Origin of the sequence: Streptomyces paradoxus, assembly GCF_014202475.1 — a bacterium.
GTDB lineage: Bacteria > Actinomycetota > Actinomycetes > Streptomycetales > Streptomycetaceae > Streptomyces > Streptomyces paradoxus.
In genome coordinates this window covers 242800-268657 of sequence record NZ_JACHGV010000006.1, presented here as the reverse complement: position 1 = coordinate 268657, position 25858 = coordinate 242800, and the positions used below count along the sequence as shown (strand labels likewise).

Annotated in this window: 23 protein-coding genes and 2 pseudogenes; 15 read left to right on the top strand and 10 right to left on the bottom strand. The window is 70.1% G+C overall.

Translation table 11 applies throughout. The annotated features are described in order from the left end of the window. Position 1 precedes the first annotated feature (1 nt). Together HNR57_RS21585 and HNR57_RS21580 are read right to left on the bottom strand one after the other, a co-directional pair. Positions 2-202: a DUF1918 domain-containing protein gene (locus HNR57_RS21585; protein WP_059422898.1), complete on the bottom strand. Its 201-nt coding sequence runs from the start codon at positions 200-202 to the stop codon at positions 2-4. Positions 203-295: 93 nt separating this feature from the next. Then, on the bottom strand, positions 296-1216 hold the full coding sequence (locus HNR57_RS21580; protein WP_184561817.1) for a DMT family transporter: 921 nt from the start codon (positions 1214-1216) through the stop codon (positions 296-298). Here HNR57_RS21580 and HNR57_RS21575 point away from each other — a divergent pair. From HNR57_RS21575 to HNR57_RS21565, 3 genes are all read left to right on the top strand, one after another. Beyond that, positions 1215-2651, top strand: coding sequence for an aminotransferase-like domain-containing protein (locus HNR57_RS21575; RefSeq protein ID WP_184561815.1), 1437 nt, complete (start codon positions 1215-1217; stop codon positions 2649-2651). The two genes, HNR57_RS21580 and HNR57_RS21575, sit on opposite strands and share 2 nt — an antisense overlap. A gap of 41 nt (positions 2652-2692) precedes the next feature. Continuing rightward, entirely contained in the window at positions 2693-3133 is a 441-nt protein-coding gene (locus tag HNR57_RS21570; RefSeq protein ID WP_184561813.1) for a GNAT family N-acetyltransferase, read from the top strand. A 73-nt stretch (positions 3134-3206) separates the two neighbouring features. Beyond that, positions 3207-3800, top strand: a complete 594-nt coding sequence (locus tag HNR57_RS21565) for a histidine phosphatase family protein (protein ID WP_184561811.1) — start codon at positions 3207-3209, stop codon at positions 3798-3800. Here HNR57_RS21565 and HNR57_RS21560 read toward each other — a convergent pair. Next, entirely contained in the window at positions 3782-4222 is a 441-nt protein-coding gene (locus tag HNR57_RS21560; protein ID WP_184561809.1) for a DUF6314 family protein, read from the bottom strand. The genes HNR57_RS21565 and HNR57_RS21560 overlap by 19 nt on opposite strands. Before the next feature lie 137 nt (positions 4223-4359). Between HNR57_RS21560 and HNR57_RS21555 the strand changes: the two genes are divergently transcribed. The 3 genes from HNR57_RS21555 to HNR57_RS21545 all read left to right on the top strand — a co-directional run bounded on the left by HNR57_RS21555 (position 4360) and on the right by HNR57_RS21545 (position 8598). Beyond that, positions 4360-6846 (top strand): alpha-L-arabinofuranosidase family protein, encoded by a 2487-nt coding sequence (locus tag HNR57_RS21555; RefSeq protein WP_184561807.1) that lies wholly within the window; start codon positions 4360-4362, stop codon positions 6844-6846. Positions 6847-7444: 598 nt separating this feature from the next. After that, positions 7445-8227 carry a hypothetical protein gene (locus HNR57_RS21550; protein WP_184561805.1) on the top strand — a complete coding sequence of 261 codons (783 nt, stop codon included), beginning with the start codon at positions 7445-7447 and terminating at the stop codon, positions 8225-8227. Continuing rightward, a complete protein-coding gene (locus HNR57_RS21545) occupies positions 8224-8598 on the top strand; it encodes a GntR family transcriptional regulator (protein WP_184561803.1) in 375 nt (124 codons plus the stop codon). The genes HNR57_RS21550 and HNR57_RS21545 overlap by 4 nt, the downstream gene beginning before the upstream one ends. Positions 8599-8816: 218 nt before the next feature. On the opposite strand, the gene HNR57_RS21540 is transcribed toward HNR57_RS21545, so the two are convergent. The 3 genes from HNR57_RS21540 to HNR57_RS21530 form a co-directional block, all read right to left on the bottom strand. After that, entirely contained in the window at positions 8817-10529 is a 1713-nt protein-coding gene (locus tag HNR57_RS21540; RefSeq protein WP_184561801.1) for a sigma-70 family RNA polymerase sigma factor, read from the bottom strand. A 421-nt stretch (positions 10530-10950) separates the two neighbouring features. Next, positions 10951-11049, bottom strand: coding sequence for a ricin-type beta-trefoil lectin domain protein (locus tag HNR57_RS40320; RefSeq protein ID WP_313674299.1), 99 nt, complete (start codon positions 11047-11049; stop codon positions 10951-10953). Between the two features lie 789 nt (positions 11050-11838). Next, a complete protein-coding gene (locus tag HNR57_RS21530; protein ID WP_313674297.1) occupies positions 11839-12447 on the bottom strand; it encodes a TetR/AcrR family transcriptional regulator in 609 nt (202 codons plus the stop codon). A 122-nt stretch (positions 12448-12569) separates the two neighbouring features. On the opposite strand from HNR57_RS21530, the gene HNR57_RS21525 reads away from it, so the two are divergent. The 4 genes from HNR57_RS21525 (at position 12570) to HNR57_RS21510 (ending at position 15377) form a co-directional block, all read left to right on the top strand. Next, positions 12570-13331: an SDR family NAD(P)-dependent oxidoreductase gene (locus tag HNR57_RS21525; protein WP_184561797.1), complete on the top strand. Its 762-nt coding sequence runs from the start codon at positions 12570-12572 to the stop codon at positions 13329-13331. A 42-nt stretch (positions 13332-13373) separates the two neighbouring features. Next, positions 13374-13778, top strand: coding sequence for a DUF4345 family protein (locus HNR57_RS21520; protein WP_184561795.1), 405 nt, complete (start codon positions 13374-13376; stop codon positions 13776-13778). A 122-nt stretch (positions 13779-13900) separates the two neighbouring features. Next, entirely contained in the window at positions 13901-14608 is a 708-nt protein-coding gene (locus tag HNR57_RS21515; protein WP_184561793.1) for a type 1 glutamine amidotransferase domain-containing protein, read from the top strand. Positions 14609-14681: 73 nt separating this feature from the next. Further along, positions 14682-15377: a type 1 glutamine amidotransferase domain-containing protein gene (locus HNR57_RS21510; RefSeq protein WP_184561791.1), complete on the top strand. Its 696-nt coding sequence runs from the start codon at positions 14682-14684 to the stop codon at positions 15375-15377. Between the two features lie 520 nt (positions 15378-15897). Here HNR57_RS21510 and HNR57_RS21505 read toward each other — a convergent pair. Then, the gene (locus tag HNR57_RS21505) at positions 15898-16551 is read right to left on the bottom strand and encodes a class I SAM-dependent methyltransferase (RefSeq protein WP_184561789.1); all 654 of its coding nucleotides are present in this window, start codon (positions 16549-16551) and stop codon (positions 15898-15900) included. Between the two features lie 782 nt (positions 16552-17333). Next, positions 17334-17753: a MarR family winged helix-turn-helix transcriptional regulator gene (locus tag HNR57_RS21500; RefSeq protein WP_246554815.1), complete on the bottom strand. Its 420-nt coding sequence runs from the start codon at positions 17751-17753 to the stop codon at positions 17334-17336. Positions 17754-17909: 156 nt separating this feature from the next. Here HNR57_RS21500 and HNR57_RS21495 point away from each other — a divergent pair, with 156 nt between their 5' ends. The 5 genes and pseudogenes from HNR57_RS21495 to HNR57_RS40610 all read left to right on the top strand — a co-directional run bounded on the left by HNR57_RS21495 (position 17910) and on the right by HNR57_RS40610 (position 23716). Further along, positions 17910-19418 (top strand): MFS transporter, encoded by a 1509-nt coding sequence (locus HNR57_RS21495; RefSeq protein ID WP_313674293.1) that lies wholly within the window; start codon positions 17910-17912, stop codon positions 19416-19418. 39 nt (positions 19419-19457) lie between these two features. Continuing rightward, positions 19458-20855: pseudogene (locus HNR57_RS21490) on the top strand (aldehyde dehydrogenase family protein). A 169-nt stretch (positions 20856-21024) separates the two neighbouring features. Then, positions 21025-21411 carry a PPOX class F420-dependent oxidoreductase gene (locus HNR57_RS21485; RefSeq protein ID WP_184562198.1) on the top strand — a complete coding sequence of 129 codons (387 nt, stop codon included), beginning with the start codon at positions 21025-21027 and terminating at the stop codon, positions 21409-21411. Between the two features lie 116 nt (positions 21412-21527). After that, on the top strand, positions 21528-22052 hold the full coding sequence (locus HNR57_RS21480; protein WP_184561787.1) for a GtrA domain-containing protein: 525 nt from the start codon (positions 21528-21530) through the stop codon (positions 22050-22052). Positions 22053-22492: 440 nt separating this feature from the next. Further along, a complete protein-coding gene (locus HNR57_RS40610; protein ID WP_184561785.1) occupies positions 22493-23716 on the top strand; it encodes an LPXTG cell wall anchor domain-containing protein in 1224 nt (407 codons plus the stop codon). A gap of 86 nt (positions 23717-23802) precedes the next feature. Here the strand turns inward: HNR57_RS40610 and HNR57_RS21470 are convergent, their stop codons facing one another. Together HNR57_RS21470 and HNR57_RS21465 are read right to left on the bottom strand one after the other, a co-directional pair. Continuing rightward, a complete protein-coding gene (locus tag HNR57_RS21470) occupies positions 23803-25410 on the bottom strand; it encodes a sigma-70 family RNA polymerase sigma factor (protein WP_184561783.1) in 1608 nt (535 codons plus the stop codon). A gap of 255 nt (positions 25411-25665) precedes the next feature. Further along, positions 25666-25845: pseudogene (locus tag HNR57_RS21465) on the bottom strand (OsmC family protein); the annotation flags it as partial. Between the last annotated feature and the right edge of the window lie 13 nt (positions 25846-25858).

The window sequence follows — 25858 nt, the reverse complement described above, 5'->3', positions numbered from 1 at the left end:
GTCATGGCCCGGTGGTGGTCTCCCGGTGCCGGATCTCCGTGTCGGGCCCCGGTGAGCACACGCCCTCGTGCCCGTCCTCGAACCGGACGCGGTACGGGGGACTGCCCTCCTGGCCGAGCACCTCGACGATCTCGCCGACCTTGTCGTGCTGACCGACCACCCTGCCGTGCTGGACAAGCTGGTCGCCCACGGTTGCGCGCATCTGGGGCCTCCTCACGGTGTGCGGAGCAGCGGTCCGTGGCCTCCGAGTCTACGGCGGGGGGCGCCTGCCGGCAGGGGCCGTGCGCCGTCCCGCTCAGCCGCGTGATCGCTGTGTGACGGCGATGCAGACCAGCACCGCCGCGGCCGTCAGCGGGGCGGCGACCGTGAGGTGCTCGCCCAGCAGCAGCACCGACCACACCAGTGTGAGCAGCGGCTGGGCGAGCTGCAACTGGCTGGCCTTGGGGATGCCGATGGCCGCCATGCCGCGGTACCAGACGACCAGCCCGACGAACTGGGAGCCCGCCGCGACCCACAGCAGTCCGGTGACGCTGTGCGCGGTCAGCCGCACGGGTTCCTGCGCCAGGGCGAGCGCGGCGACGGGCACGGTCAGCGGCAGGCACAGCACCAGCGCCCAGCCGATCACCTGCCAGCCCGGCATGACCCGGGCCAGCCGGCCGCCCTCGGTGTAGCCGGCCGCGCAGACCAGCAGCGCGGCGAAGAGGTAGAGGTCGGCGGTGGTCAGGGCACCGCCGCTCTGCTGCACGGTGAAGGCCAGCACCGCCGCCGCGCCCGCGAGGGCGGCGATCCAGAAGGTGCGTGAGGGGCGGGTGCCCACGCGCAGCGCGGAGAAGAGAGCGGTCGTCAGCGGCAGCAGCCCGACCACGACGGCGGCATGCGCGGTGGTGGAGGTCTCCAGCGCGAGCGTGGTCAGCAGAGGGAACCCGAGGACGACACCGGCCCCGACGACCGCGAGACCCGACCAGTGCCGGCGGGCCGGCAGCGGCACGCGCAGCACCAGGAGCGCGGTGCCCGCGATCACCGCGGCCAGGACGCTCCGCACGGCGACCAGCGACCAGGGGCCGAAGCCCTCCAGCCCCCAGGCGGTGGCCGGGAACGTGAGGGAGAAGGCGACGACGCCGAGCGCGGCCTGGAGGGTGCCGAAGCCGGGGCGCTCCGGGCCCCGGGCGGCGACTGCTATCGGGGATGCCGCAGTAGCGCTACTCTGTGCTCTCATGCAAGAGCGTAGCAGCGTGGGAGAACTGGCTGAACAGCTGAGGCGGGAACTCGACCGCTACTCACCAGGTGGAAAGCTGCCGTCGAGCCGGGCGCTCGTCGAGCGGTTCCGGGTGAGCCCGGTGACGGTGTCCCGGGCCCTGGCGCAGCTCGCCGCCGAGGGACTGGTGGTGACCCGGCCCGGAGCGGGCGCGTTCCGCGCGCGGGCCCGTACGGCACCGGCCCCCGCCGGCGACACCTCCTGGCAGGAAGTCGCGCTCAGCGCCGACGGTGCCGCCGATCTCGTGCCGCGCTCGGTCGACGCCTCCGGGGTGCTGGTGTCGCTGGCCGCACCGCCGCCCGGCGTGATCGAGTTCAACGGCGGCTATCTGCACCCGTCGCTACAGCCCGAGCGGGCGATGGCCGCCGCCCTCTCGCGGGCCGGTCGCCGTCCTGGTGCCTGGGGACGCCCGCCCATGGAGGGGCTGCCGGAACTGCGCGAGTGGTTCGCGCGGAGCATCGGCGGCGCGGTCACGGCCGCCGAGGTGCTGATCACCGCGGGCGGGCAGTCCGCGCTCACCACCGCCCTGCGCGCCCTCGCCCCGCCCGGCGCCCCCGTCCTGGTCGAGTCGCCGACCTACCCCGGCATGCTCGCCATCGCCCGGGCGGCGGGCCTGCGCCCGGTCCCCGTCCCGGTGGACGCCGACGGGGTGCGGCCGGAGCTGCTCGCGGACGCGTTCCGCGCCACCGGCGCCCCGGCCTTCGTCTGCCAGCCGCTCTTCCAGAACCCCACCGGCGCGGTCCTCGCGCCAGAGCGGCGCGCCGAGGTGCTGCGCATCGCCCGGGAGGCGGGCGCGTTCGTCGTCGAGGACGACTTCGTCCGGCGCCTGGTGCACGAGGACGCGGGGCCGCTGCCGCGCCCGCTGGCCGCCGACGACCCCGACGGTGTCGTCGTCCACGTCTCCTCGCTCACCAAGGCGACCTCGCCCAGCTTCCGGGTGAGCGCCCTGGCCGCGCGCGGGCCGGTCCTGGAGCGGCTGCGGGCCATCCAGGTCGTCGACACGTTCTTCGTGCCGCGCCCGCTCCAGGAGGCCGCACTGGAACTCGTCGGCTCGCCCGCCTGGCCGCGTCATCTGCGGGCCGTCTCCGCGGAGCTGAAGGCCCGCCGGGACGCGATGACCGGCGCACTCGCCCTGCACCTGCCGGAGCTGGCCCTGCCCCACATCCCGTCCGGCGGCTACCACCTCTGGCCCCGCCTGCCCGACGGCACGGACGAACCGGCCCTGACCTCTGCGGCCCTGCGGGCCGGCGTCGCCCTCACACCCGGCCGCCCGTACTTCAGCGCCGAACCACCGGCCGCGCACCTCCGCCTGAGCTTCGCGGCGGTCGCCGGGACCGGGGAGATCGCCGAGGGCGTACGACGGCTGCGCACGGCCTGTGACGAGGTGCTGGGATAACCGCTCGACGCGCCTGAGGGCCGCCTGCGAGCATCGCGGCCATGACCGATATGCCGAGCCTGCCCGAGGGCTGCGAGATCTCCACCGACCCCGCCCGCGTCGACCGCGAGCGCGTGCACCACTGGCTGTCCACCGACGCGTACTGGGCGCTGGGGCGGCCCCGGGAGAAGCAGGACCGGGCGATCGAGGGGTCGCTCAACTTCGGCGTGTACGACACGGTGTCGGGAGACCAGATCGCCTACGCCCGGGTGATCACCGACCGGGCGACCTTCGGGTGGCTGTGTGACGTGTACGTCGACCCGTCGGTGCGCGGCAAGGGCATCGGCGGCGCCCTCGTGGCCGCCGTACGGGACGAGCTGCGGTCGTACGGGGTGCGGCGGGTGCTGCTCGCCACCCACGACGCCCACGGGGTGTACGCGCGGCACGGGTTCGCGGCTCTGGAGCGCCCCGAGGACTGGATGGCGCTGGTCTTCGCCCCGTGAGGGCCGGTGCACCCTCGGTAACTCGTAGGTAACACCTCTTGACCTGCGCACTTGCTGCGCCCACGATCGCCGCATGCCACTTCGGGTCACCTTTGTCGCCGCCGCGCGCAGCACCCCGGTGCTCGCCGAGCGTTTCGAGGACGAGCGGCCGCTGGACCAGGCCGGCTGGGCCGAGGTGGAGCGCGTCGCGCAGGAACTGCTGCCGCTCGCCGCGGCCGAACTGCGCTACTGCTCGCCGACTCCGCGCAGCCGGGCGACGGGGGAGGGGCTCGGGTACGCGCCGCTGGTGCAGCTCGGCCTGCGCGACTGCGGCATGGGCCGGTGGCGCGGGCTGACCCTGGGCGAGGCGATGGCCCGGGAGCCGGATGCCGTGGACGCCTGGCTGGCCGACCCGCGCGCCACACCGCACGGCGGTGAGTCGCTGGTCGACTTCATCACCCGGGTCGGCGGCTGGCTCGACACCCGCCCCGTCGAGGACGGCTGCCGGGTCGTGGCGGTGGCCGAGCCGTCCGTGATCCGGGCGGCTCTCGTGTACGCCCTGAAGGCACCGCCCTCGACGTACTGGAACATCGACGTCCGCCCGCTGTCGACGACCTCCGTGACGGGCCGGGCGGGGCGCTGGAACCTGCGCTTCGACGGGGCGTCCGCTCAGCCCTCGCGCGCGTAGCCGGTGCTCAGTACCAGGTCCTTGGCTGGACCGCGGACGTGCCACACGGTCCGCCAGTGGTCCGCGTCGAGGACGGTGAACTCCCCGCGGTAGAGGTCCGCCGAGCAGGGATGGTCGGCGGTGTGGCGGCCGGACGTCAGGTCCAGGCCGTGGAACGGCCGTCCGTCGGCGAACCGCACGTCGGCCGTGCCGCCCGGGCCCGGCAGGAACCGCAGTGTCCGCTCCGCGGGCCGGGCGACGCCCTGCCAGACGAAGGTGCCGGACTCGTGGTGCAGCAGTCCGCCGCTCTCCGCCGCGCGGAACTCGGTGGTGCCGGTGAACTCGCCCTCCGCGCCGCTCGCGAGATCCCGCACCGACCGCGTGACGCGCCAGCGCCCGGCCAGATACGTCAGCACGTCCGGCACTGGCCAGAACTCGCCCATCCGGTACCGCTCTCCGTCCCACGCGTTACTGCACGACCCATTGACGCGCATCCGCCCCCTCCCTATCTTGCCGTTCGAAGTGCTGATCAATGTCTGATATTTCGAACACTCCTCTACCAGAGAGCCGCGGAGTATCCATGCCACGCACCGCCGCCCGTACCCGATGGAGAGTCGGTCTCACGGCCATCGCCCTCCTGACGGCAGCAGCCCTCGTACCGGCGCCCGCGCACGCCGAGGACGTCACCGACTACGCGATCACCGTCGACCCGTCCGCCAAGGGTGCCGCGATCGACGACACGATGTACGGCGTCTTCTTCGAGGACATCAACCGGGCCGCCGACGGCGGTCTGTACGCCGAGCTCGTGCAGAACCGATCCTTTGAGTACTCCACCGCCGACAACGGCTCCTACACGCCCCTGACCTCGTGGACGGCGGGCGGCACGGCCGAGGTCGTGAACGACTCGGGCCGCCTCAACGAGCGCAACCGCAACTACCTGTCCCTGGGCGCCGGCTCGTCCGTCACGAACGCCGGCTACAACACCGGCATCCGGGTCGACAAGGGCAAGCGGTACGACTTCTCCGTCTGGGCCCGCGCCGCGAGCGGCACCACGCTCACGGTCTCGCTGAAGGACACCGCGGGCACACTCGCCACCGCCCGGCAGGTCGCCGTGAAGGGCGGCTGGGCCAAGTACAAGGCCACGTTCACGGCGACCCGTACGAGCAACCGCGGCCGGCTCGCCGTCGCCTCGTCGAACGCCGCCGCGCTGGACGAGGTGTCGCTGTTCCCGCGCGAGACGTACAAGAACCAGCCGAACGGCTTGCGCAAGGACCTCGCCGAGAAGATCGCCGCCCTGAAGCCCGGCTTCGTGCGCTTCCCCGGCGGCTGCCTGGTCAACACCGGCTCCATGGAGGACTACAGCGAGGCCTCGAACTGGCAGCGCAAGCGCAGCTACCAGTGGAAGGACACCATCGGACCCGTAGAGCAGCGCGCCACCAACGCCAACTTCTGGGGCTACAACCAGAGCTACGGTCTCGGCTACTACGAGTACTTCCGCTTCTCCGAGGACATCGGCGCCATGCCGCTGCCCGTCGTCCCGGCCCTGGTGACCGGCTGCGGCCAGAACAGGGCCACCGACGACGAGGCGCTGCTCAAGCGGCACATCCAGGACACCCTCGACCTCATCGAGTTCGCCAACGGGCCGGCGACCTCCACGTGGGGCAAGGTGCGCGCGCAGATGGGCCACCCCAAGCCCTTCCACCTGACCCACATCGGGGTCGGCAACGAGGAGAACCTCCCGAAGGAGTTCTTCGCCCGCTTCGAGCGGTTCCGGACGGCCATCAAGGCGAAGTACCCGGACATCACCGTCATCTCCAACTCGGGCCCGGACGACGCCGGCACGACCTTCGACACCGCCTGGCAGCTCAACCGCGAGGGCAAGGTCGACATGGTCGACGAGCACTACTACAACAGCCCGAACTGGTTCCTGCAGAACAACGACCGCTACGACTCCTACGACCGGAACGGCCCCAAGGTCTTCCTGGGCGAGTACGCCTCCCAGGGCAACGCCTGGAAGAACGGCCTCTCCGAAGCCGCCTTCATGACCGGCCTGGAGCGCAACGCGGACGTCGTCAAGCTCGCCTCGTACGCCCCGCTGCTCGCCAACGAGGACTACGTGCAGTGGCGCCCGGACATGATCTGGTTCAACAACCGGGCCTCCTGGAACTCGGCCAACTACGAGGTCCAGAAGCTGTTCATGACCAACGTCGGCGACCGCGTCGTCCCGTCGAAGGCCACCACGACCCCGAACGTCAGCGGCCCCATCACCGGCGCCGTCGGCCTGTCGACGTGGGCCACCAGCGCCGCGTACGACGACGTGAAGGTCACCTCGGCGGACGGGTCGGCCCTGCTGACCGACGACTTCTCCGGTGACGCCTCCAAGTGGCAGAGCAGCGGCCGCGGCAGCTGGAGCATCCAGGACGGCCAGTACGTCCAGACCGACACCGCCGCCGAGAACACCATGGTCACGGCGGGCGACCCGGCCTGGAAGGACTACGACCTGCATGTGAAGGCCACCAAGAAGTCCGGCAAGGAGGGCTTCCTCGTAGCCTTCGGCGTCAAGGACACCGGCAACTACTACTGGTGGAACCTGGGCGGCTGGAACAACACCCAGTCCGCGATCGAGCAGGCCGTGGACGGCGGCAAGGGCACCCTGATGACGAAGCCCGGGTCGATCGAGACCGGCCGCGCCTACGACATCGACATCAAGGTCCGCGGCCGCCAGGTCACCCTCTTCCTCGACGGCAAGGAGTGGGGCGGCTTCAAGGACGACAAGCCGGCCGAGCCGTTCCGCCAGGTCGTCACCAAGGACGCGAAGACCGGTGACCTGATCGTCAAGGTCGTCAACGCACAGTCGGCGGAGGCCCGTACGACCGTCGACCTCGGTGGTGCCAAGGTCGCCTCCGCGGCCCGCGTGACCACGCTGGCCGCCGACGAGGACGCCGTGAACACCGAGACGGACACGCCGGTGACGCCGGTGACGTCCACGTTCCGGGGCGTGGCCCCGACGTTCACGTACACCTTCCCGGCGAACTCCGTGACGTTCCTGAGGATCAAGCAGAGGTAGGACCCGCCTGCGTGGGCCGCCGCCCCGGAGCGGCGGCCCACAGGCCCGGGGACTGGCCGCTGTGAATTCTTCGTCTGCATCAAGAATCGTCCGCCGGCCCTGGGAGACGCGCATGACCGCTGCCCCCTTGACCGGCCGCCTTTGGCAGGATGTGGACGGCCCCTTGCTTGCCGCGTCGGCAGCCGCTCTGCGGTTGATTCCTCAGAACATTCCGCGCCTTGTGAGGCTTCAGCACCTTGCTTCCATCGGCGCGTGCCTCCCCAGCCTTCCGGATGCACCTCGGCTGTCACCCGGCACGCTCCGGGCGCTGCTCATGGATCCCCTGGTCAGCGGCTCTCAGATCCGTGCCCAAGAAGGTACGACGACCTGTACACCGCCGAAAAGAGGCGGCGTCTCGACACCCCCGAGGCAGCCCGCACCGGCCGGTTCAATCGGGTGGAGAGCCGTCGCCAACCGATCCTTGTATCGAGTGTTTGACACAAGATTCCATCCACGGCATCTTGTACTCACCACTCGATACAAACGTGGCTTGCGGCAAGCAGCGTCCGCTTCCGCTGGGCGCAAGCCATGCGGCCATCACCACTCATTGGGGTTCCGTATGCTCGACACCGACCGGCCCGAGTCCCGCCTCCGTGCCCGTGCTGATCACTACGCCCGCTGGGCCGGTCCGGCCGTGGGCGTCGCCGCAGCACCGCTGTGGGCCACCATGGACATCACCAATTCCGGCCACAGCAGCTTCGACTTCGGCGTGCCCCTGGTCAGCTTCGTCACCGCCTTCGGCCTGTGCACGGTGGGCGGCGTCCTGCTCGGCGACGCCCTCACTCCGCGTCCCCGGGAGGCGGTACGCACCGCCAGTCTCACCCCGCGCCGAGTGCGGGACCATGTACCGCCCCGTATCACCCTTCTCCTTCTCCTCCAGGCGGTATTCCTCGTCGCGCTGGTGGGCATCGGGGATGCCATGGCCACTCAAGGCGCCGCGGACCGGGTGATCGGGGCGATGGCGTCTGACGGCGGCTGTGACGGGACCGAACCACCTGTCATCCTCTGGCCCGGCATCCTGGCCAGCCGCCAGATCCTCGGCTCGCTCGTCATCGGCACAGTCGCCTGCGCCTGGGCCCTGCGGCGTATCGCCCGGCGTCCGGGCGGCGAACAGCAGCGCCGCGACCGCTCGCGGGCGATCGTCGCAGCCTGGGGGGTGCTGGTCTCGGGCCTGCTGTTGCTCGTCGCTCTGATGATCGCCACCCATCTGGCGGACAGTGACTGCGGGGGCATGATGGGCTCCGTCGCCTCCTTGGCGATCTGCCCCCTTGGCCTGCTGGCCCTGCTCACCCTGGCCTGGTCCCTGTTCACCGTGGTGGCACCCCGGGCGGCCCGACGGTGACCGCGCTCGCCGTCCGCATCGACACCACCAGCCAGGTGCCGCCGTACGAACAGATCCGCACCCAGCTCGCCGCCCTGATCCTCACCAGCCAACTGGCCGAGGGTGAACGCCTGCCGACCGTGCGTCAGCTCGCCACCGACCTGGGCCTGGCGCCGGGGACCGTGGCCCGCGCATACCGCGAGCTGGAGGCCGCTGAGCTGATCCGCACCCGCCGTGGCGCCGGCTCCCGGGTCGCGGCGCCGCCGTCCGATGCAACACACCCCGATCCGGACCAACTCGCCACGCTGGCAAGGGGCTTCACTTCGGCCGCCCGCGCTCTGGGCGCCAGCGACGAAGCCATCCTGACCGCCCTGCGAAAGGCGCTGAACTAGGACCGGTCGGCCGTCCGGTGCCGTCCTCCGTCGGCCCACTCGGCACGTCCTGGTCATGGCCGCCACCGAACGCACCCGCGCGCAGATCCACATCGGCCTCGCACGCCAGCGTGGAGCAGCCCTGCACGGCGATCTGTTGCAGCGTTCACGCCGGGGGTCCGGCTGGGCGAGCGACCAAGGGAGCCTGGGCCTCGTTCGATCTCAGGTTGAAGATCAAGCTAGAAGCCGAACACCTGGGTCCAGGTCCAATCGTCGTCGGCCAGGCCGACGCCCATGGTGGTCAGGGAGCAGTTGAGGAGGTTGGCCCGGTGGCCCGGCGAGTTCATCCACGCATTCATGACGGCTTCGGGAGAGCTTTGCCCTTGGGCGATGTTCTCTGCTCCGGGCGACGGATGCCCCTGGGCGGTGGCCCTGTCCGCGAAACTGCGGCCGTCCAGGCTGGTGTGGTCGAAGTAGCCGTTGGCCGACATGTCCTCGCTGTGGAGTTGGGCGGCGCGTGCGAGGCGGTCGTCGAGCTTCAGGGGGCTGCAACCGGCTTTGGCCCGCTCGGCGTTGGTGATCGCCAAGACCTGCTCGGCCGGAGTGTTCACGGGATCCGCGGCGGGAGGAGGAGTGGGGGTCGGCTTGGGTTCGGGAGACGCCGCCTTCGGTTTCGACGGTGCCGGCGTGGGCTTGGTCCGGGTGGGAGTGGGCCTGGGCGAGCGGGACTTGCTGGGCGAAGGTGACGGGATTGCCGAGGCGGTCGGGGGAGAGGGCTTGGGCTCTGTGGGGATCGCGGACTGTGAGTCGGCCGCGGACCGCACCGTGGTCCCCTCCCCGTCCGACGTCGCGGTCAGGCTCGCGATCGTGCCCCCGGTGATCAGGACGGCTGCCGCGGCGGCCACGCCGGTGATACGACGCCGCTGTATTCGCCTGCGGGCGCGGCGGCTGCGCCGGCCATCCGTGCGAACGCCGTGGACCGGCGCAAGTACGGTGGTGGGGGCGCCCGGTTCGGACGTCGTGCCCATGTTGGGGCGGGAGGAGCCTGCGTGGGCGTGGTCTCCCGTAGCCGCGAGATCACCCCTGCTTTGGTGTCCGGATGCGTCGAAGGTCACGGCCTCGGCGGGTGTTTCGGCACCGCCGAGGGCGGTCAGCCCTGCGAGACCGGTCAGCGCGGCAGCCACGGGCACGAGGCCGAGTCCCACCAACAGCCCCTCTGCGGGCACCAGTCCGGCTTGGTGGCCCGAGCAGTTCGCGCAGTCCCGTGCGTGCCGAGCGATGCGCTTGCGCCAAAGCGGCGACGGGCGGCCGTCCCAGTTTCCGATCACTTGGTCGAGGCGTGTGCACAGCGGGGACGCGGAGAGCGCGCGTACGACCAGACGGGCGGCCTCCAACTGCGCCTTCATCCGCTGTACGCGCACGGCAGTGTGCTGCGCCGACAGCTCCAGCGCGGCGGCCACCTCGGCCCGGCTCAGCTCGCCCACGGCCTCGAGCCACCACAGCGACAGCAGCGTACGGTCGTCGGTCTCCAGCCAACGGGTGGCCTCGGCCACCTCACGCCGCTGGCCTTCCAGACCGAGACGGACGATCGTCAGGTCCACGAAATCCGCGCCGGGGTCGGCCACGTCGTAGGCGTCCTCCAGATCCGAACCGGCCGGTGCGATCAGCTGCTTGTACCGGTGGGTGCGGATCTGGTTCATCGTGATGGCCACCAGCCAGGACCGGAAGCTGGCCGGGTTATGCAGCGAGCTGAGGCCGCCGAGCGCGCGGAGCATGGTCTCCTGTACGACGTCGTCGACGTCGGCATGCCCGTTCAGCGCCCGGCCTACGATGTTGTACACCAGCGGCAGATACGTGCTGACCAGCTCGTCCTGCGCCCACAGGTCGCCTCGTCGTGCCGCCTCGACCACTGCGTGATCGTGTTCCCCAGTTGCTGCCACGCCTGTCCACATCCCTTTCCGGCGCTCAATTTTTGTCCTGGTACAAGGGGAGACCTTGGGCCGGGGGTGCCATAACAGAAATTGGTTCCTGCTAAGGCGTCCGTCCGGTCCCCACGCGACCGCAAACCACGATCAGCAGGCGGCCGCAACGGCCCCTCCCCGTCGCTCGTGGCCAGGGTCTCGGCGGATTCCGAGAACTGTGACCAGGCCAAGCCAGCGAGCGGGCCGCCGCGGCGGCCGGCCCGCGTGCAGGCTGCCAGGTGAGACTCCAGGAAGGCAGTGCGCTCGGCATCGTGCACGCTGCGGCCGGGTGCCGCACGGTAGGGGTATGCGGAGCCGATAGGCGGGGATGGCCGCATGGGCGCCCCGGGCAGGCCGGTCAGTCCTTGGCCTCCGCGACCGGCCTGCGGGGTGTGTCCAGCGGGGAAAACCTCTAGCTGGTCTTCCACTTCTGGTTGTCGCCGCCCCAGCAGGACCAGAGCTGGACCTTCGAGGTGGCCAGGTCCATGTCCAGGCACAGACCGGACTTCACTGAGACAAGTGCCCGGACTGGGAACGTCAATCACTCCTGAAGTCGTCGCGGACCTGGCCGCCACCGGTGCGTCGGCCGTGCGCAACAGCACCAACTGCCAACTGCCATGGTGACGGGGCCGGTTGACGTGGGTCGCTAGGCGGGTGTTGCGTACCGGCCGCGCGGGAGTACTGGGCAGAGAGCAGGAGACGCAGGCAGAGAACGGGCGCGCTCCGAGTGGATCCGGGCAGGGTTCTTGCCGCTGTTCCGGCCGGAAACATCCACTGCCTGCCGAAATGCGTAAGTCGACACGGGCGCGATCGGTCCGGAACGCATGGCGCTTTCACCTGGCCATGTGGCTGAGAATGCGTGTAGAAAATCTACATAAACCCGAATGGATCGGGCTTCGTCACTGCGCGGCACGGTCTTCGCTGCGTTGCCGCGACAGGTTCGGTTGCTGTGACGGGTCGAAGGTAGCGCCAGAAGGTCAAGGAGCCGGCGGGCTCGGCCGCCGAGCCGGAAAGGCCCTGCGGGGGCAGCGGCGACCCGTGAGCGATCCCACAAGCGCGTCGGTCGGTTGGCGCGCGGACGGCGAGGGGGTTATCGTCGATTGGTAGAACGACCGGTCTTCCTCCCTCGTGAGGAAGGGTCTATACCGACCTTCCCGGCTGGGCTGCCTCCAGGCGGAGATCTCCCAGTAGGTCGCCGGTGCACGTCGAAGAGAGATCAAAAGGTTCCGTGAAAGCAATCCGCGCCCCGGCCCAGCCGGGGCACCGCACAGAGCCGCTGCCTCATGCGGCTCCGACGGGATCAGCTTCCCGACCGGATCAGCCGGACGGCGTTCAGCAGGGTCTCGTAGGCGGCCGTGGAGTCGTCCAGGTAGCCGGCGGCCATCGCGCCGTCGTACAGCATCAGCAGCGCACCGGCGGCCGACTCAGGGTCGGCGTGGCCGAGCCGGGTGAGCAGGTCCTGGAAGAGGGTGCGGATCCAGTTCCGGTGGGTCGTCACCAGGTCGCGGACCGGGTGGTCGGCGTCCGGGTACTCGGCGGACGCGTTCAGGAACGGCGATCCGCGAAAGCCGCGCTCACGGGCGTGCTCGGCGATCGCCTCGAAGATGAGGTCGATCGCTTCGGCGGGCGGGTGCCCGGCGGCCAGCGGTTCGGCCACCTGCTTGTAGTAGGCGTCCTTGGTCAGCAGGTATGCCACGACCAGGTCGTCCTTGGAGGCGAAGTGCCGGTAGAAGGTCGCCTTGGTCACCCCGGCCTCGGCGATCAGCCGCTCCACGCCGATCGCGCGTACTCCCTCGTAATAGAACAGCCGCGACGCGGCCCGGACCAGGCGTTCGCGAGGAGGCAGGTCTCCTTCGACCGTGCTGTCCTGACGCTTGGGGTTGGTTGTCTTCTGCCCAGTAGTACTCACTTCCCCATTCTGCCCGTGGCCCGGCCCTGAGTGGCCCCCCACCCCCAGACGGTCTACCAGGGCCGCCACCCCCTATCCCGTACGGCCCTAGCAACGTGGCCGCGCATCGAAAGGCTTGAACCATGACTCGTCGTCTTGAAGGAACCGTCGCCCTGGTCACCGGCGCGTCCAGCGGCATCGGCCACGCCACCGCCCTCGAGCTTGCCCGCGAGGGCGCGTCCGTGGCCCTGGTCGGCCGGCGTGAGGACCGGCTCACCGACCTGGCCGCGGAGATCTCAAGCGCCGGCGGACAGGCCCTGGTCGTGCCCGCCGACATCACCGACGCCCAGGCCGCCGCGGCAGCGGTCGAGCGGACCGTCGAAGGCCTTGGCCGCCTGGACACCCTGGTCAACAACGCCGGCCTCATGTTGCTCGGACCCACCCCCGGCGCCGACCTGAACGACTGGCAGCGCATGGTCGACATCAACCTCATGGGCCTGCTGCACGCCACCCACGCGGCCGTTCCTCACCTGGTCAAGGCCGCCGCCGACGGGCCGCGCCAGGTCGCCGACATCGTCAACATCAGCTCGCTGAACGGCCGCAATGCCTACGCCATGATGGCCGTGTACACCGCCACCAAGTTCGGCGTTACCGGCTTCAGCGAGGCGCTGCGCCAGGAACTGGCAAAGCAGCACGTCCGCGTGTCCGTCATTGAGCCGGGCAGCGTCGACACCGAACTGCGCACCCACAACTCGGAAGCCGTCCAGCAACTGCTCAACGCCGGTCTCGGCGACGTCGAGCGGCTGCAGAGCCAGGACGTCGCCGACACCGTCGGCTACATCGTCACCCGTCCCCGGCACGTGGCTGTCGCCGAACTGCTCGTACGCCCCACCGAGCAGGCCTGAGCCCGAGCCCTGAGTCCATTCCCGGACATGTAAGGAGGCGTGGTGGCGGTCGGCACTCGTGTCGCAGCAGCCAACACCATCGTCCGTGTCTGCCTGGTGCTGGCCACCGCCATCACGCTCGGAGACGGCCTGCAGCAATTGGCGCAGGGAGGCCCGGCGGACGCGGACAACCTGCACCGCTTCATGGCAGGCGTCTACATCGGCTGGGCTCCCCTGTTCTTCTGGGCGGCGGCAACGATCCGTCGGCAGGGAGTGCTCGTCTACTTCCTGGCAGTCCCGATCTTCCTCGGGGGCATCGGTCGGCTGGTCTCCTTCTCCCAGTACGGCATTCCCAGCCCAGCGGGAGTCTTCCTCGCCTCCGCCCTCCTGGATTTCCTGCTCGCGATCGTCATCGTCTGGGCACATTCCACTGCGCTCAGATCCGGACGAGCGCCGGCCGCTGCCTGAGGCGCCGGTCCCGGGTGGGCAGGGCAGTAACCGTGATCGCAGCCTGGGCGTGCAGGAGCGGGTTGCGTCAGCGCCCTTCTGCCAGGCCCGGCCCGGAATGTGCATTAAACCGGCAAGGAGACGTGGGAAAGGTGAGACGGAAAAAGATTCTGGCGGTGGTGACCAATCAGGGCACCTACGGGGTGAGCGAGCACCGGACCGGCCTGTGGCTGGGTGAGCTCGTCCATTTCTACGACAAGGCGGTGACGGCCGGCCACACCGTGGAGGTGGTAAGCCCGGCGGGCGGCGAGGTGCCTCTCGACCCTCGAAGCCTCGGCCGGTTGTTCGTCGACAGAACAGTTCGCACGTATCTCGACGACCCGGCCTTCATGGACGATCTGAAATCCACCCGTCCTGTCGCCGAGGCGGATCCGGACGACTACTCCACGATCTTCTTCACGGGTGGTCACGGAACCATGTGGGACTTTCCCGACAGCGCTGACGTGCAGCGAACAGGCGACGCCGTCTACGCCGCAGGCGGCATCGTCTCCTCGGTCTGCCACGGCGCCTGCGCCCTCATCAACCTCCGTGACGCCGACGGGAACCCGCTCGTACAGAACCGCACCGTCACAGGCTTCGCGACGATCGAGGAAAGACTGGCCGGTGTGAAGAGCAGGGTGCCGTTCCTCCTGGAGGACGAACTGCGCGCGAAGGGAGCCAAGTATGTGCGCTCCACCGTCCCGATGACGCCGCACGCCGTGCGCGACGGCCGCCTGATCACGGGCCAGAACCCGGTGTCCACCAAGGCCGTCAGCGACTTGATTCTCGGTGCCTTGGCCGAGACCGAGTAACAAGCACAGACCCGTGGGGCGGCCGGCATCCGCAGGGCGCCTCCCGACCAACCCACCTCCAGGAGACTCCTCAATGTCGAAGATCCTTTTCGTGATGACCGGCGCCGGCCACTGGACGCTGGCGGACGGCAGCAAGCACCCGACCGGCTTCTGGGCCGAGGAGGCCGTCACCCCGTACCAGGCGTTCAGGGCCGCCGGCCACGAGATCGTCGTCGCCACACCGGGCGGAGTCGTGCCGCCCTTGGACCAAGGAAGTCTGGCGCCGCAGTTCAACGGCGGCGAGGAGGGCGCGAGGAAGGTGGCGGACGCCCTCGCCTCGATCAGCGAGATCCAGCACCCCGTCAAGCTGGAGGACGTCGACCTCGACGACTACGCCGCCGTCTTCTACCCCGGTGGCCACGGCCCGATGGAGGACCTGGCCGTCGACGCCGTCTCCGGCAAGCTCCTCATCGACGTCCTCGCCTCGGGCAGACCGCTCGGCGTGGTCTGCCACGCCCCGGCCGCCCTGCTGGCTGCCACCAAGGCCGATGGCGGCAACGCCTTCGCCGGCTACCGGCTCACCGGCTTCAGCAACGCCGAGGAGACCCAGGGCGGCCTTGCGACGGGCGCCAAGTGGCTGCTCCAGGACCGCCTGGTCGAGATCGGCGCCGACTACCAGGAGGGCGAGCCGTGGGCCCCGAACGTGGTCGTCGACCGCAACCTGGTCACCGGCCAGAACCCTGCCTCGGCTGGACCGGCTGCGGCCGAGATGCTCAAGAAGCTGACATGACGTAGCAGAGACCTCGCACCGGCACCTGCTCCCGTACCCCTCCGTACGCAGGCGGCTGATTCCCCGCCTCATGCTGCCGATGCCTGCAGTCCCGGTCCCGCGCTTTCCCAGGCTTACGCACCCTGGATGTGCCCTGTGAAGGGACTGGCGCACATCCAGACGGCGATCCCGTCCCCTACCCGCGCTCCCGGAAGGTGTCCAACGCCTTCGTCGCGCAATTCGCAGCATGTACGGCGGCCTTGTGGGCTCGATCCGATACTGCTCGACCGGACCCTGCCCATGACCGAGGCCGCGGAAGCGCACCGGATCCTGGACGCCCACCACATCGGCAAGATCGTCCTGGTCAACCCCGACACCGCATGACGCGACCTGCCGTCGTTCGCGTAACCGACGGCAGGATTGTCGTGCGCGCCGAAAGCCGCCCAAGGAGCGTGGTCGGCGAGACCGGCCCGAGGACGCCGGCGGGCGGTACGCCGACGTCGTGCGTCGACTCCGTGACCGGGGTTCCGGGGTCGCGGGCTCATGGGCGGGGTCTGCGGGCGTGGAGGACGAAGGCCGGGGGTGTGTTGCGCCATATGGTGCGGCTGGGGACGACCTCTTCGAAGCGGTTGGCCATCAGTTCGCGGAATCGACGGGCGGGGGAGAGGGGAACGGCGTGGAGGTAGGTGAACGCGGTGAAGGCACCCGCCGGGGCGAGCACCGCGGCTGTCGCGTCCATGAGCTGGTGCTGGGTGACGGAGGGAAAGAGGGCCCAGGGCAGGCCGCTGACCACCACGTCGGCCTTCTCGATGCCGCGCTCATCCAGCAGGCGGCGCAGGTGTACGGCGTCGCGCTGGATGACCTCCGCTCCCGGGTGCCGGTGGCGCAGGCGCTGGGCAAGGAGCGGATCGATCTCGACAGCCAGGTGGCGGCCGCGGCCGCCCAGCCGGCGCTGGATCTCGGCGGTGAAGGGTCCGGTGCCGGCACCCAGTTCCACCACGACGGGCTCGCCGCGTTCGGGCACCGGAGCGCAGACCGCCGCGGCCAGGTGCCGCGAGCTGGGGGCGATGGCCCCCATGCGGGCCGGTGCGCGCACCCACTGCCGCAGGAACAAGGTGTAGTCGTTCGGCTCCTGCAAGGGCCGCCTGCAAAGAGGGCAGTGCCGGGCTGTGTGGTCCGCGGTGCTGGTGGTCATATCGATGCCCTTGTCGGGGAGTGCGGTTGGTCCATCGCGTCGGCGTGAACGGGCAACGTGCTGTGGTCCCGTCGGCGGCTGAGCGGTCGGTTCTGCTGGGGGCGGAAGGACTTGGGGGGCGATGCCGCAAAGGCCTCAGCGGATATCTGCTGTGCAAGACGCCGCACCTCCAGGGCACTTCGCCTCTCGGACGACGTGGCCGTGGCCGGTCTGCCGACCAGGGACCGTGAGAGTCCTCCGGCTGGTGGCGGACCCGCCCGGACAGCCCAGAGAACCACTCTCAGAGAAAGACCGGTCGTTCTACCTCGCCGACAATAGCTTTCCTGAGGTCCTCGCACCACTCGTCGACCCGATTGAGGCGTCCCTCACTCATCACCACTGACCAGCAGTGACAGGCCGACCGCGTCGCGTTCTTGACCGCGACCTCGCAGAGGTCGACTGCGCGTGTGCGGGTCGGCGGCATCCACCTCAATGTCCGCCCGGAAGAGGCCCAGCCCGCGTACTCGCCGTGTCGGCGTACGTGCGGACGGCATCAAGGAGCTGGTCACGCTCAAGGGCGGCTTCCACGAGGCGGGCGCCCTGGGTGAACCTGCTGTACGGCCACACCCGCCAGGACGGGCCGGCTCCGGTCCTGGCGGTCGGCGGCGGGGGTTCGGCTTCCGGAGGTCCTGACCGAGGCCCTCCCTGCCTGCCGGCCTCAAGGCGCTGGGCTCACAGGACGATCAACGCGCTCAAGGCTCTGCCGCAGTCGGCCCAGCCCGGACCTTGTCAGGCGGGGTGGGCTACTGGGCCGGGAAGACCACCGTCAGGAGGCGGAAGAGTTCGGCGCGCTCCTCGTCGGACAGTTGGTCCAGGCCGGTCTGCGTCTGCTCCATCCGCTCGCGGATGGCGTCGATCAGCTTCTGCCCCGCCTCGGTGAGGGCGACGTTCTTCACGCGGCGGTCGGTGGCGCTCACCTCACGGCGGACCAGGTCGCGCTTTTCGAGCCGGTCGATGATTCCGGTCATGTTCGACGCGTCACAGGCGAGGGTGTGCGCGAGCGAGCGCATCGAGGCGGGCGCGCGGCGCAGCACCGTGAGGGTCTTTGCCTGACTGGAGGTAAGGCCCGTGTCGGCGGCGGCGGTCGTGAAGTCGGCGTAGTGCGTACTGACCGAGTGGGCGAGCAGCTCCATGAGCTGGGCCTTGGACGGGGTGGGCGGCATGCCTGAAGGGTACCCCAAAAAGCTTGAATCTCTCAACCTTTGACATGCCCCAGCTTCATATTGTTTGATGTCTTCAAGTATGGAGTACCTCGATGGTTTTGGTTCTCGCCCATCGATGTGTCCGCCCTTTGGCAACCTTCCACCGGAAAGAAGACCGTGAAGTCCTCCCTCCCCACCGCGCCGGAGCGCCGCACCGGCAGCCTCAGCCTCGTGCTGGTGCTGGGCCTCGCCGCCATGGTCGTGTCGATGATGCAGACCCTGGTCATCCCGATCCTCGGCATCATCCAGAACGACCTCGGCGCCTCCACCGCGCAGGTCAGCTGGGTCACCACCGCCACGCTGCTGTCGGCCGCGGTCTTCACGCCGCTCCTGGGCCGCTTCGGCGACCAGCACGGCACGAAGCCGACCCTGCTCGGTGTGCTCGTGCTGATGGTCGCCGGATCCGTGCTCGCCGCGACCACGAGTTCCATGCTGTGGCTCATCGTGGCCCGCGTGATGCAGGGCGCCGCCACCGCGATCTTCCCGCTCGCGCTGTCCGTGCTGCGCTCAGAGGTCGAGCCCGCACGGCTGCCCGGCGCCATGGCTCTGGTGAGCGGAACGCTCGGGTTCGGCAGCGGCCTCGCCCTGGTGAGCGCCGGACTCCTCACCCAGGGCGCGCACCCCGACTACCACCAGGTCTTCTGGCTGGCCGCCGCACTCGCCACCGCCGCGCTCATCGCCGTTGCGATAGCCGTACCCGCGCCCCGCACCCGGACGGGCGGGCGCACCGACTGGCTCGGCGCCGCCGGTCTCGCCCTGCTGCTCGTCCTGTTCCTGCTGCCCATCTCGCAGGGCCACACCTGGGGCTGGACCTCGACCCGCACGCTCGCCCTCTTCGCCGCCGCGGCCGTCACGACCGTCATCTGGGTCCTCGTCGAACGCAGGGTCCGCGACCCCCTCGTGGACATGAAGATGTTCGTCCACCGCCCGGTGCTCTTCACCAACATCGCCGGACTTCTCGTCGGTTTCGCCATGTTCTCCCAGTTCATCGGCGTCTCCTATCTCGTGCAGACGCCCTCTGAGATCGCCGGCTACGGCTTCGGCGCCTCCGTCCTGCGCGCCTCCGTCGTCTACCTGCTGCCCTCCGCCCTCGTCTCGCTCGTCGCCGCGCAGTTCGGAGGCATGCTGGTCCGCCGCATCGGCGCGCGTCTCACGCTTGCCGCCGGCGCCGTCTTCGGCGTCGTCGGTTTCGCCTGGCTGACCTTCGCTCACGACACCACCGCGTCGGTGATCCTGGCCGGCATGGTCGTCGGCGTTGCCATCAGCTTCGGCTATGCCGCGATGCCCGCTCTGATCGTGGCGGGCGTCCCCCACCACCAGACCGGTATCGCCAACGGCATCAACTCCATCTCCCGCTCCGCCGGCAGTGCGATCGGCAGCGCGGTCATCACCTCGCTGCTTGCCTCCCAGACGCTCGACAACCTGCCCCCCGGGGTTCCCGCGCTGCCCGCCGAGAGCCAGTACACCCTGAGCTTCGCCCTCGCCGGCATGGCGTTCGTGCTGGTCATCGGCGTGGCCATGGTCGGCCTGGCGGTCCGCCGCAGGTCCCCCTCGCCCGCCACCGGCACGCCCGCAGCGTCGGGCGACGGCGAAACGACGCCCGCACGCACGGCCGCCACGGTCTGACCGCACCACCTCCACGGCCGCGACTTTCCTTCCCTCGAAATGCCGACCGGCCGGCCTTCTCTCCAAACCGAACAGGACACGACTGTGACTGACACCAAGGCAGCCTTCACCCTCGACGACACCTTCACCTCCGCCGAAGCCACCGCGCTGGTGGACCGACTGCGCTCTGCCTTCCGTACCGGCCGAACCAAGCCCCTGGCCTGGCGCCGACGGCAGCTGACCCGCCTGCGCGACCTGCTCACCGACAACCGCGCGGCGATAGCCGACGCCCTCTACGCCGACCTGCGCAAGAACCGTGCCGAGGCCGACGCCATGGAGATCGAAACCACGATCGCCGAGATCGACGACTACCTGGAGCACCTGGAGGAGTGGACCGCCCCGCAGCCCGCCCCCGTGACGGTGCCCGGCGTCCCCGGCAGCACCGCCCGTACCGTGCTCGACCCCCTGGGTGTCGCCCTTGTCATCGCGGCGTGGAACTACCCGGTCAATCTGCTGCTCGTGCCCGTCGCGGGCGCGCTCGCCGCCGGGAACGCGGTCGTCATCAAGCCCGCCGACTACGCCGCCCACACCTCGGCACTGCTGGCCGAACTACTGCCCGCGTATCTCGACACCGACGCGACCGCGGTCGTCGAGGGCGGCGCGCCGGAGACCACTGTGCTGCTGGAGCAGCACTTCGACCACATCTTCTACACCGGCAACGGCACCGTCGGCCGCATCGTGATGACCGCCGCCGTGAAGAACCTCACCCCCGTCGTCCTCGAACTCGGCGGCAAGTCCCCGGTGTTCGTGGACCGGGACGCCGACATCGCCACGGTCGCGCAACGCCTGGCGCAGACGAAGTTCGCCAACGCCGGACAGACCTGCGTCGCCCCCGACTACGTCCTGACCGACCCCGATACCGCGGCCGAACTGTAGGCCGCCCTGGTCGTCGCGATCAAGGGGCTGTTCGGTGCGGACCCGCAGACCTCCGACGCCTACGGACGCATCATCAACGAGCGGCACTTCGACCGGCTGACCGCGCTGCTGGGCTCCGGCCGCACCGTCACCGGCGGGCAGACCGACCGCGCGGACACGTACATCGCCCCGACCGTGCTGGCCGACGTCCGGCCCGACGAGCCCGTGATGCAGGAGGAGATCTTCGGCCCCGTCCTCCCGATCCTCACCGTGGCGGACCTCGACGAGGCCATCGCGTTCATCAACGACCGCGACAAGCCCCTCGCCCTGTACGCCTTCACCGAGAGCGACACCACCAAGCGCCGCCTCGCCGCCGAGACCTCCTCGGGCGGCCTCAACTTCGGCCTGCCGATGCACCACCTCGCCGTGCCGACGCTTCCCTTCGGCGGCGTCGGCGAAAGCGGCATGGGCAACTACCACGGCCGCTACTCCATCGAGACGTTCAGCCACCGCAAGGCCGTCCTCGACGTCCCCCTGAGCTGAACCACCCCAGCCCCAGGCGGCCGTACGCAATCCCACCCCGCAACCTCACACGCGGCGCCGTCCCGCACCCTCATCGGAAGAAGGCATCCCCATGCGCCAACGGACATCGCATTACGCCGCCCACGTGGCCAACGACCTCGAACGCACGAGCAAGGAGCACGAACGCATCATGGACGACACGCTGCTTGAGCGACTCAGCGCCGGCAAGTACATGCTGATCACCAGCTACCGCAAGAACGGCACCCCGGTCGCCACACCGGTATGGGTGGTACGCGACGGAGACACGCTGGGCGTGCAGACCCAGGCCGATTCCTGGAAGGTCAAGCGGATCCAGGCACGCGGCGACATCCTCGTCGGCCCTTGCGACCTGCGCGGCAACCCGACCGGCGACCCGGTCCCGGCCACCGCCGAGATCACCGACGCGGCGACCAGCGCCCGCTACCGCACCCTCATCGCCCGCAAGTACGGCATCCTCGGCCGCCTCATGATCCTCAACAGCCGGCTGCGCCGGGGAGGGGACACGACGCTGGGCATCCGCGTGCGACTCGCCACGTGACGAGTTGACGCACCGTCAGCTATCGAATCAGGGGCCGTCTGTCGGACGGCCTTGGTGAATGCCGTCAAACGGTCACGGCACACAAGAACGAGCGATCAAGGGGGTCGAGTCGGATCATGGAAACAGCGCAGAGCCAGCAGCAGGCGGCACCTGGCACCTTCACCTCCTTCGCCCGCTTCGTACTCTTCGGCGGCGGAGTGGGGCTCGCCTCCAGCTTCGCCGTGGCGGCCCTCGCCTCGTGGATCTACTGGGGCCTGGCCAACGCTCTGATCACCGCGGCTTCCACGCTCTTCGCCACCGAGTTGCATGCCCGCTTCACCTTCGGCGCGGGCGGGCGCGCGACCAGGCGCCAGCATGCGCTGTCGGCCGGGTCCGCGGCGGCCGCGTACGCGGTGACCTCCGTGGCGATGCTCGTCCTGCAGCAACTGGTGGCGGCACCCGGTGTGGTGCTCGAGCAGGTCGTCTACCTGTCCGCCTCCGCGCTCGCCGGTGTCGCGCGGTTCGCGGTGCTGCGCCTCGTTGTCTTCGCGCGGAGTCGCTCGCAGGTCCCGGCCACCGTCCGCACCACCCGTCCCGTGCGCACGACCGCGGCCCGCTCCGCGGCACCCGCCGACCCCGTGGTGCTGTCCCACGCCGCTTGACCGTTGCGCCGGGCGGTCCGCCGCGCGGGACGGGCAGCCTCGCCGTGGACCGGCGTCCACATCACGCCCCAGCTGCGAGGCGGCCGGTCCCCAATGATCTTTAGGCCCTGGTCCACCGGAAGAGCCCTGGCCCGGGATCCAGCGATCCGGGGCCGGACCCATGTAACTTCCGCTGCTCGCACCCCCGTATAACGAGTGGATAACGCGCCAGGACGGTAGAAGGCGGCTGCGCTCCTCAACGGGTGACAGATCCTTCGGGGCGCTCGTGCGATGAGCGTCGCTCAGGAGCCCCGTGCAAGCTCGGAGTTCGCTCGCACTTCGCGAGCCGCTCAACCACCGGAAGGACCCCTCCCATGCGTGTGCCTCGCGGCGCCCTGCTCATGTCCGCCGCCTGCACGTCCGTCGCACTGGCCGCGACGGCACCTTCCACCGCCGCTGCCGTGGACGGCCCCGCCCGGCGGATCCAGATTGCGATGATCAACTTCAGCGACAGCTCCTTCGCTGACCCCACGAAGGCCAGGAGCAACCTGCAGAACAGCTACTTCGGCAAGACCAGGTCCCTGACCTCGTACTACAACGAGGTGACCCGGGAAGCCACCACGTTCAAGCCGGCCGCGGGGGGTGAGGGCGGAGTGATCGGCCCGATCAATCTCGACATTCCGGCCGCCGGCTGTGACACGCGCAAGATCTATTGGCTGACGCAGAAGGCGCTGGAGGAACAGGGCTTGACGTGGGGGGACGACTTTGATCACCTCTCGATGGCCTTCCCCGGCGAGAAGGCGGGCTGTGGCTTCGGGGGACTCGGCTCTGTGGGCGGCGGCCTGACCTGGATTCCGACCGGCGACGGCACAGCCGACCAGACAGTGCTGTCCCACGAGTTCGGTCACAACCTCGGCTACGGCCACCAGATGCGGATTCGCTGCGAGGACTCGGACCTGGCGAGCTGCCGGGACACGGAGGACAACAGCTTCAAGACCCCCATGGGGGGAGGCGGCGTGGCGGTGGGCCTGACCGCGCCCGAGCTGATTCACGCCAAGTGGCTGTCGGAGACGGAAGCGGTGAAGGTCACCAAGTCCAGTACGTACACGATGCGTTCTCTGTATGGACCGGGTGACGGCGTGCGCGCGCTGATCGTCCCGGCCGGGCAGGACAGCCTGATCGTGGAGGTGCGCGGCGCGTCCGGCACGCTCGACGATCGCCTCACGGGCGTGCACGCCTACCGCGTGAAGAACGGCGACTTCGGCAAGGACGCCGACCTGATCGACACCACGCCTGGTGACGCCGACGCTCTCAAGGCCGGCACGGTCTTCACCGACAAGGCACACAAGGTTGAGATCAAGGTGGAGCAGTCCGGTGACGGTGCGGCGACGGTGGCAGTCAGCCTCAATGGCGTGCCGAGCCCCGCGAAGGCCGAGGGCGAGTCCGGCAACGGCGCGGCGCCGCAGACCGGCAGCAGTGAGCCGGTCGCTTCCCAGAACGAGGACAGCGCGGAAAGCACCGGCGGTGCCGGTGGCCAGAATGGTGCCGATCTCGCCGAGACCGGCACCGACACCACCAACTACCTGCCCATGGCGGCGGGCGGCGCCGCGCTGTTCACGGTCGGCGCCGCGTTCCTGCTGAAGTCCCGCCGCAAGCGGGCGGCCATGGCCCGCCACGCACGCTGACTCCGGCTTCCTGAACCGGTTCTGGGCGCCTCTCGCGGGAGGGAGGTGCCCTGAAACCTCAGCCGTCCCACGAGGAGTGGCCCTCGTCAGCCGCTGAAGACGTCTCCTGTGTAGCGGAACCGGAGGGAGTCGGTGTTGTAGTAGTTCGCCGTCGTGCCGATGACAGGCGAGTGAGGCCCGTCGGCCTTGTTCCACTCATCGATGCCCAGGAAGTACCTGGTGTTCCCCTTCTGAGCGAAGTTGACCGTGCCGGAAGCCTGGAAGAAGTAGGTCCACAGGGCCGTGACCGCGGTGGAGTTGCAGGCGCGCTCCTGGCGGACCGGGGCGCCGTCCGTCGACGTGCCGCTGTGGGTGAGACACATGCCGGTCGCGTAGTTCCGGATACGGGCCTCCTGCGCGGCACGGTCGATGAGCAGCTCCCACTGCTGCGTACGGCTGCCGTCGCACTCGGCCTCGTACGGCTCGGCGCCCTCGGCCGTGGAAATGTCCATGCAGCGGCCGGTGGACACGATCGGCAGCTGGACGCGGTCGTCGGCGGCCGGCTGCCAAGCGGGAGGGGTCGATTTCTTGGATGCGCGTGCGGACGGTGTACGGGCTGAGGGCTCGCGCTGTTCGCTCCGGGCGGGGGCGGGGGGCTTCGGGTCGTGCCGATCGCTCCGGGCGGGGGGCGAGGGGGGCGAGGGTCGCGTGGCCGCCAGGGTGGGCCGCGGCGACGGCGGGTCGTTGCCGTCGGGCAGAGCCGCGTAGCCGCCGATCGCTACGGCGAGGAGGGCGGCGCCGACGCCGGCGGCCTTGACGGTCGTGCCGGCCCCTGGGGTGGCCGTGGTCGTCCCGGCCGCGGACCCCGGGGCGGCGGAGCCTGCGACCACGGCCGCTCCCACGGCCTTCGTGCCGTACGAGGCACCCACCCACAGCAGAACACCCGCCGGGAGTACGGCCTCGAGCGAGTTGTTCAGCTCCCACAGTTGGTGGTTCGCACGGCGGCACCGGCGGCATCCCGAAAGATGGCGCTCGAGACCTGAGTGCCCGCCGTGCCGCCCGCCGCGGCGGACCGAGGCGGCCAACACGCCCGTGAAGTGCCGGCACTCGTCGGGCATCGTCGGGTCCGCCGCGTACTCGGTCAGGTACGCCTCACGCAGACCCTCACGCGCCCGGGCGGTGAGGGACGCGACGCCGCTCGGACTGATACCGAGCAGTGGCGCGATCCGCTTCGCTGGTTCTTCTTCCACAGCCGAGTGCCACAGCACGGTCTGCCAGCGCTCGGGAAGACTGCGGAACGCGCGCTGCACCAGACCGGCGTCCTCCCGCAGCAGCGCCTGTTCCTCACCGCTCGGCGCCTCGGAGAGCCAGGTCCCGAAGTCGGGGGACAACTCGATCCGGTTGGCTGTGGCGGCCCACGACGCGGCCGTGCGGCGGACCGTGGTCAGCAGATACGGCCGCCAGGCCCCCTCGGGGCCGGCACCTCCGCGCACGGCGCGCAGCGCGCGGGCGAACGCCTCCGAGGTCAGGTCTTCCGCCGTGTGCGTGTCTCGTGTGCAGGTGCGGGCATAGGCGATGACCGAAGTGCGGTGCCGCCGGTAGAGCTCGTCAAGCGCGGCGTCGGCGGCGTCCGGGGGGCCGTTGCGTATGAAGGCGGTCAGGTGAGCGTCGCTGGCGGCTGCCGGAGCGGCGGCTACGGAGGTGCGGTCGCGCATGATAGTCATCCTGGGGGGCGACAGACGGGAGGGCTTGTCGAAGGCGATGAGCGGTCAGCGCGCGTGCCGTCCCGGCCCGTTATGAAGCCGTGATCTGACGGCATCACCGTCGACACCCGCACGCCGCCATGACCAAGCAGGTCAACGCCGCCTTCGCGGCCCGCGACACCGCCTGGTGGGGCCACGGCGCGGCGTCCGCCCCGCTGAAGTCGGGCGCGCGAGAGGGCCGGTGCGTGGAGATCGGATCCGTTCGGATCAGACCGCGAGCTCGACCGTGATGTTGCCGCGAGTGGCCTTGGACTGCGGACACACCTGGTGGGCCTTCTCGATCAGGTCCTTGGCGGTGGCGGCGTCCACGTTCAGGATGTCCGCGGAGATCTTGCCGATGATGCCGAAGCCCCCGTCGCTCTTGCCGATGCCGACCTCGGCGGGGACCCGGGTCTGATGA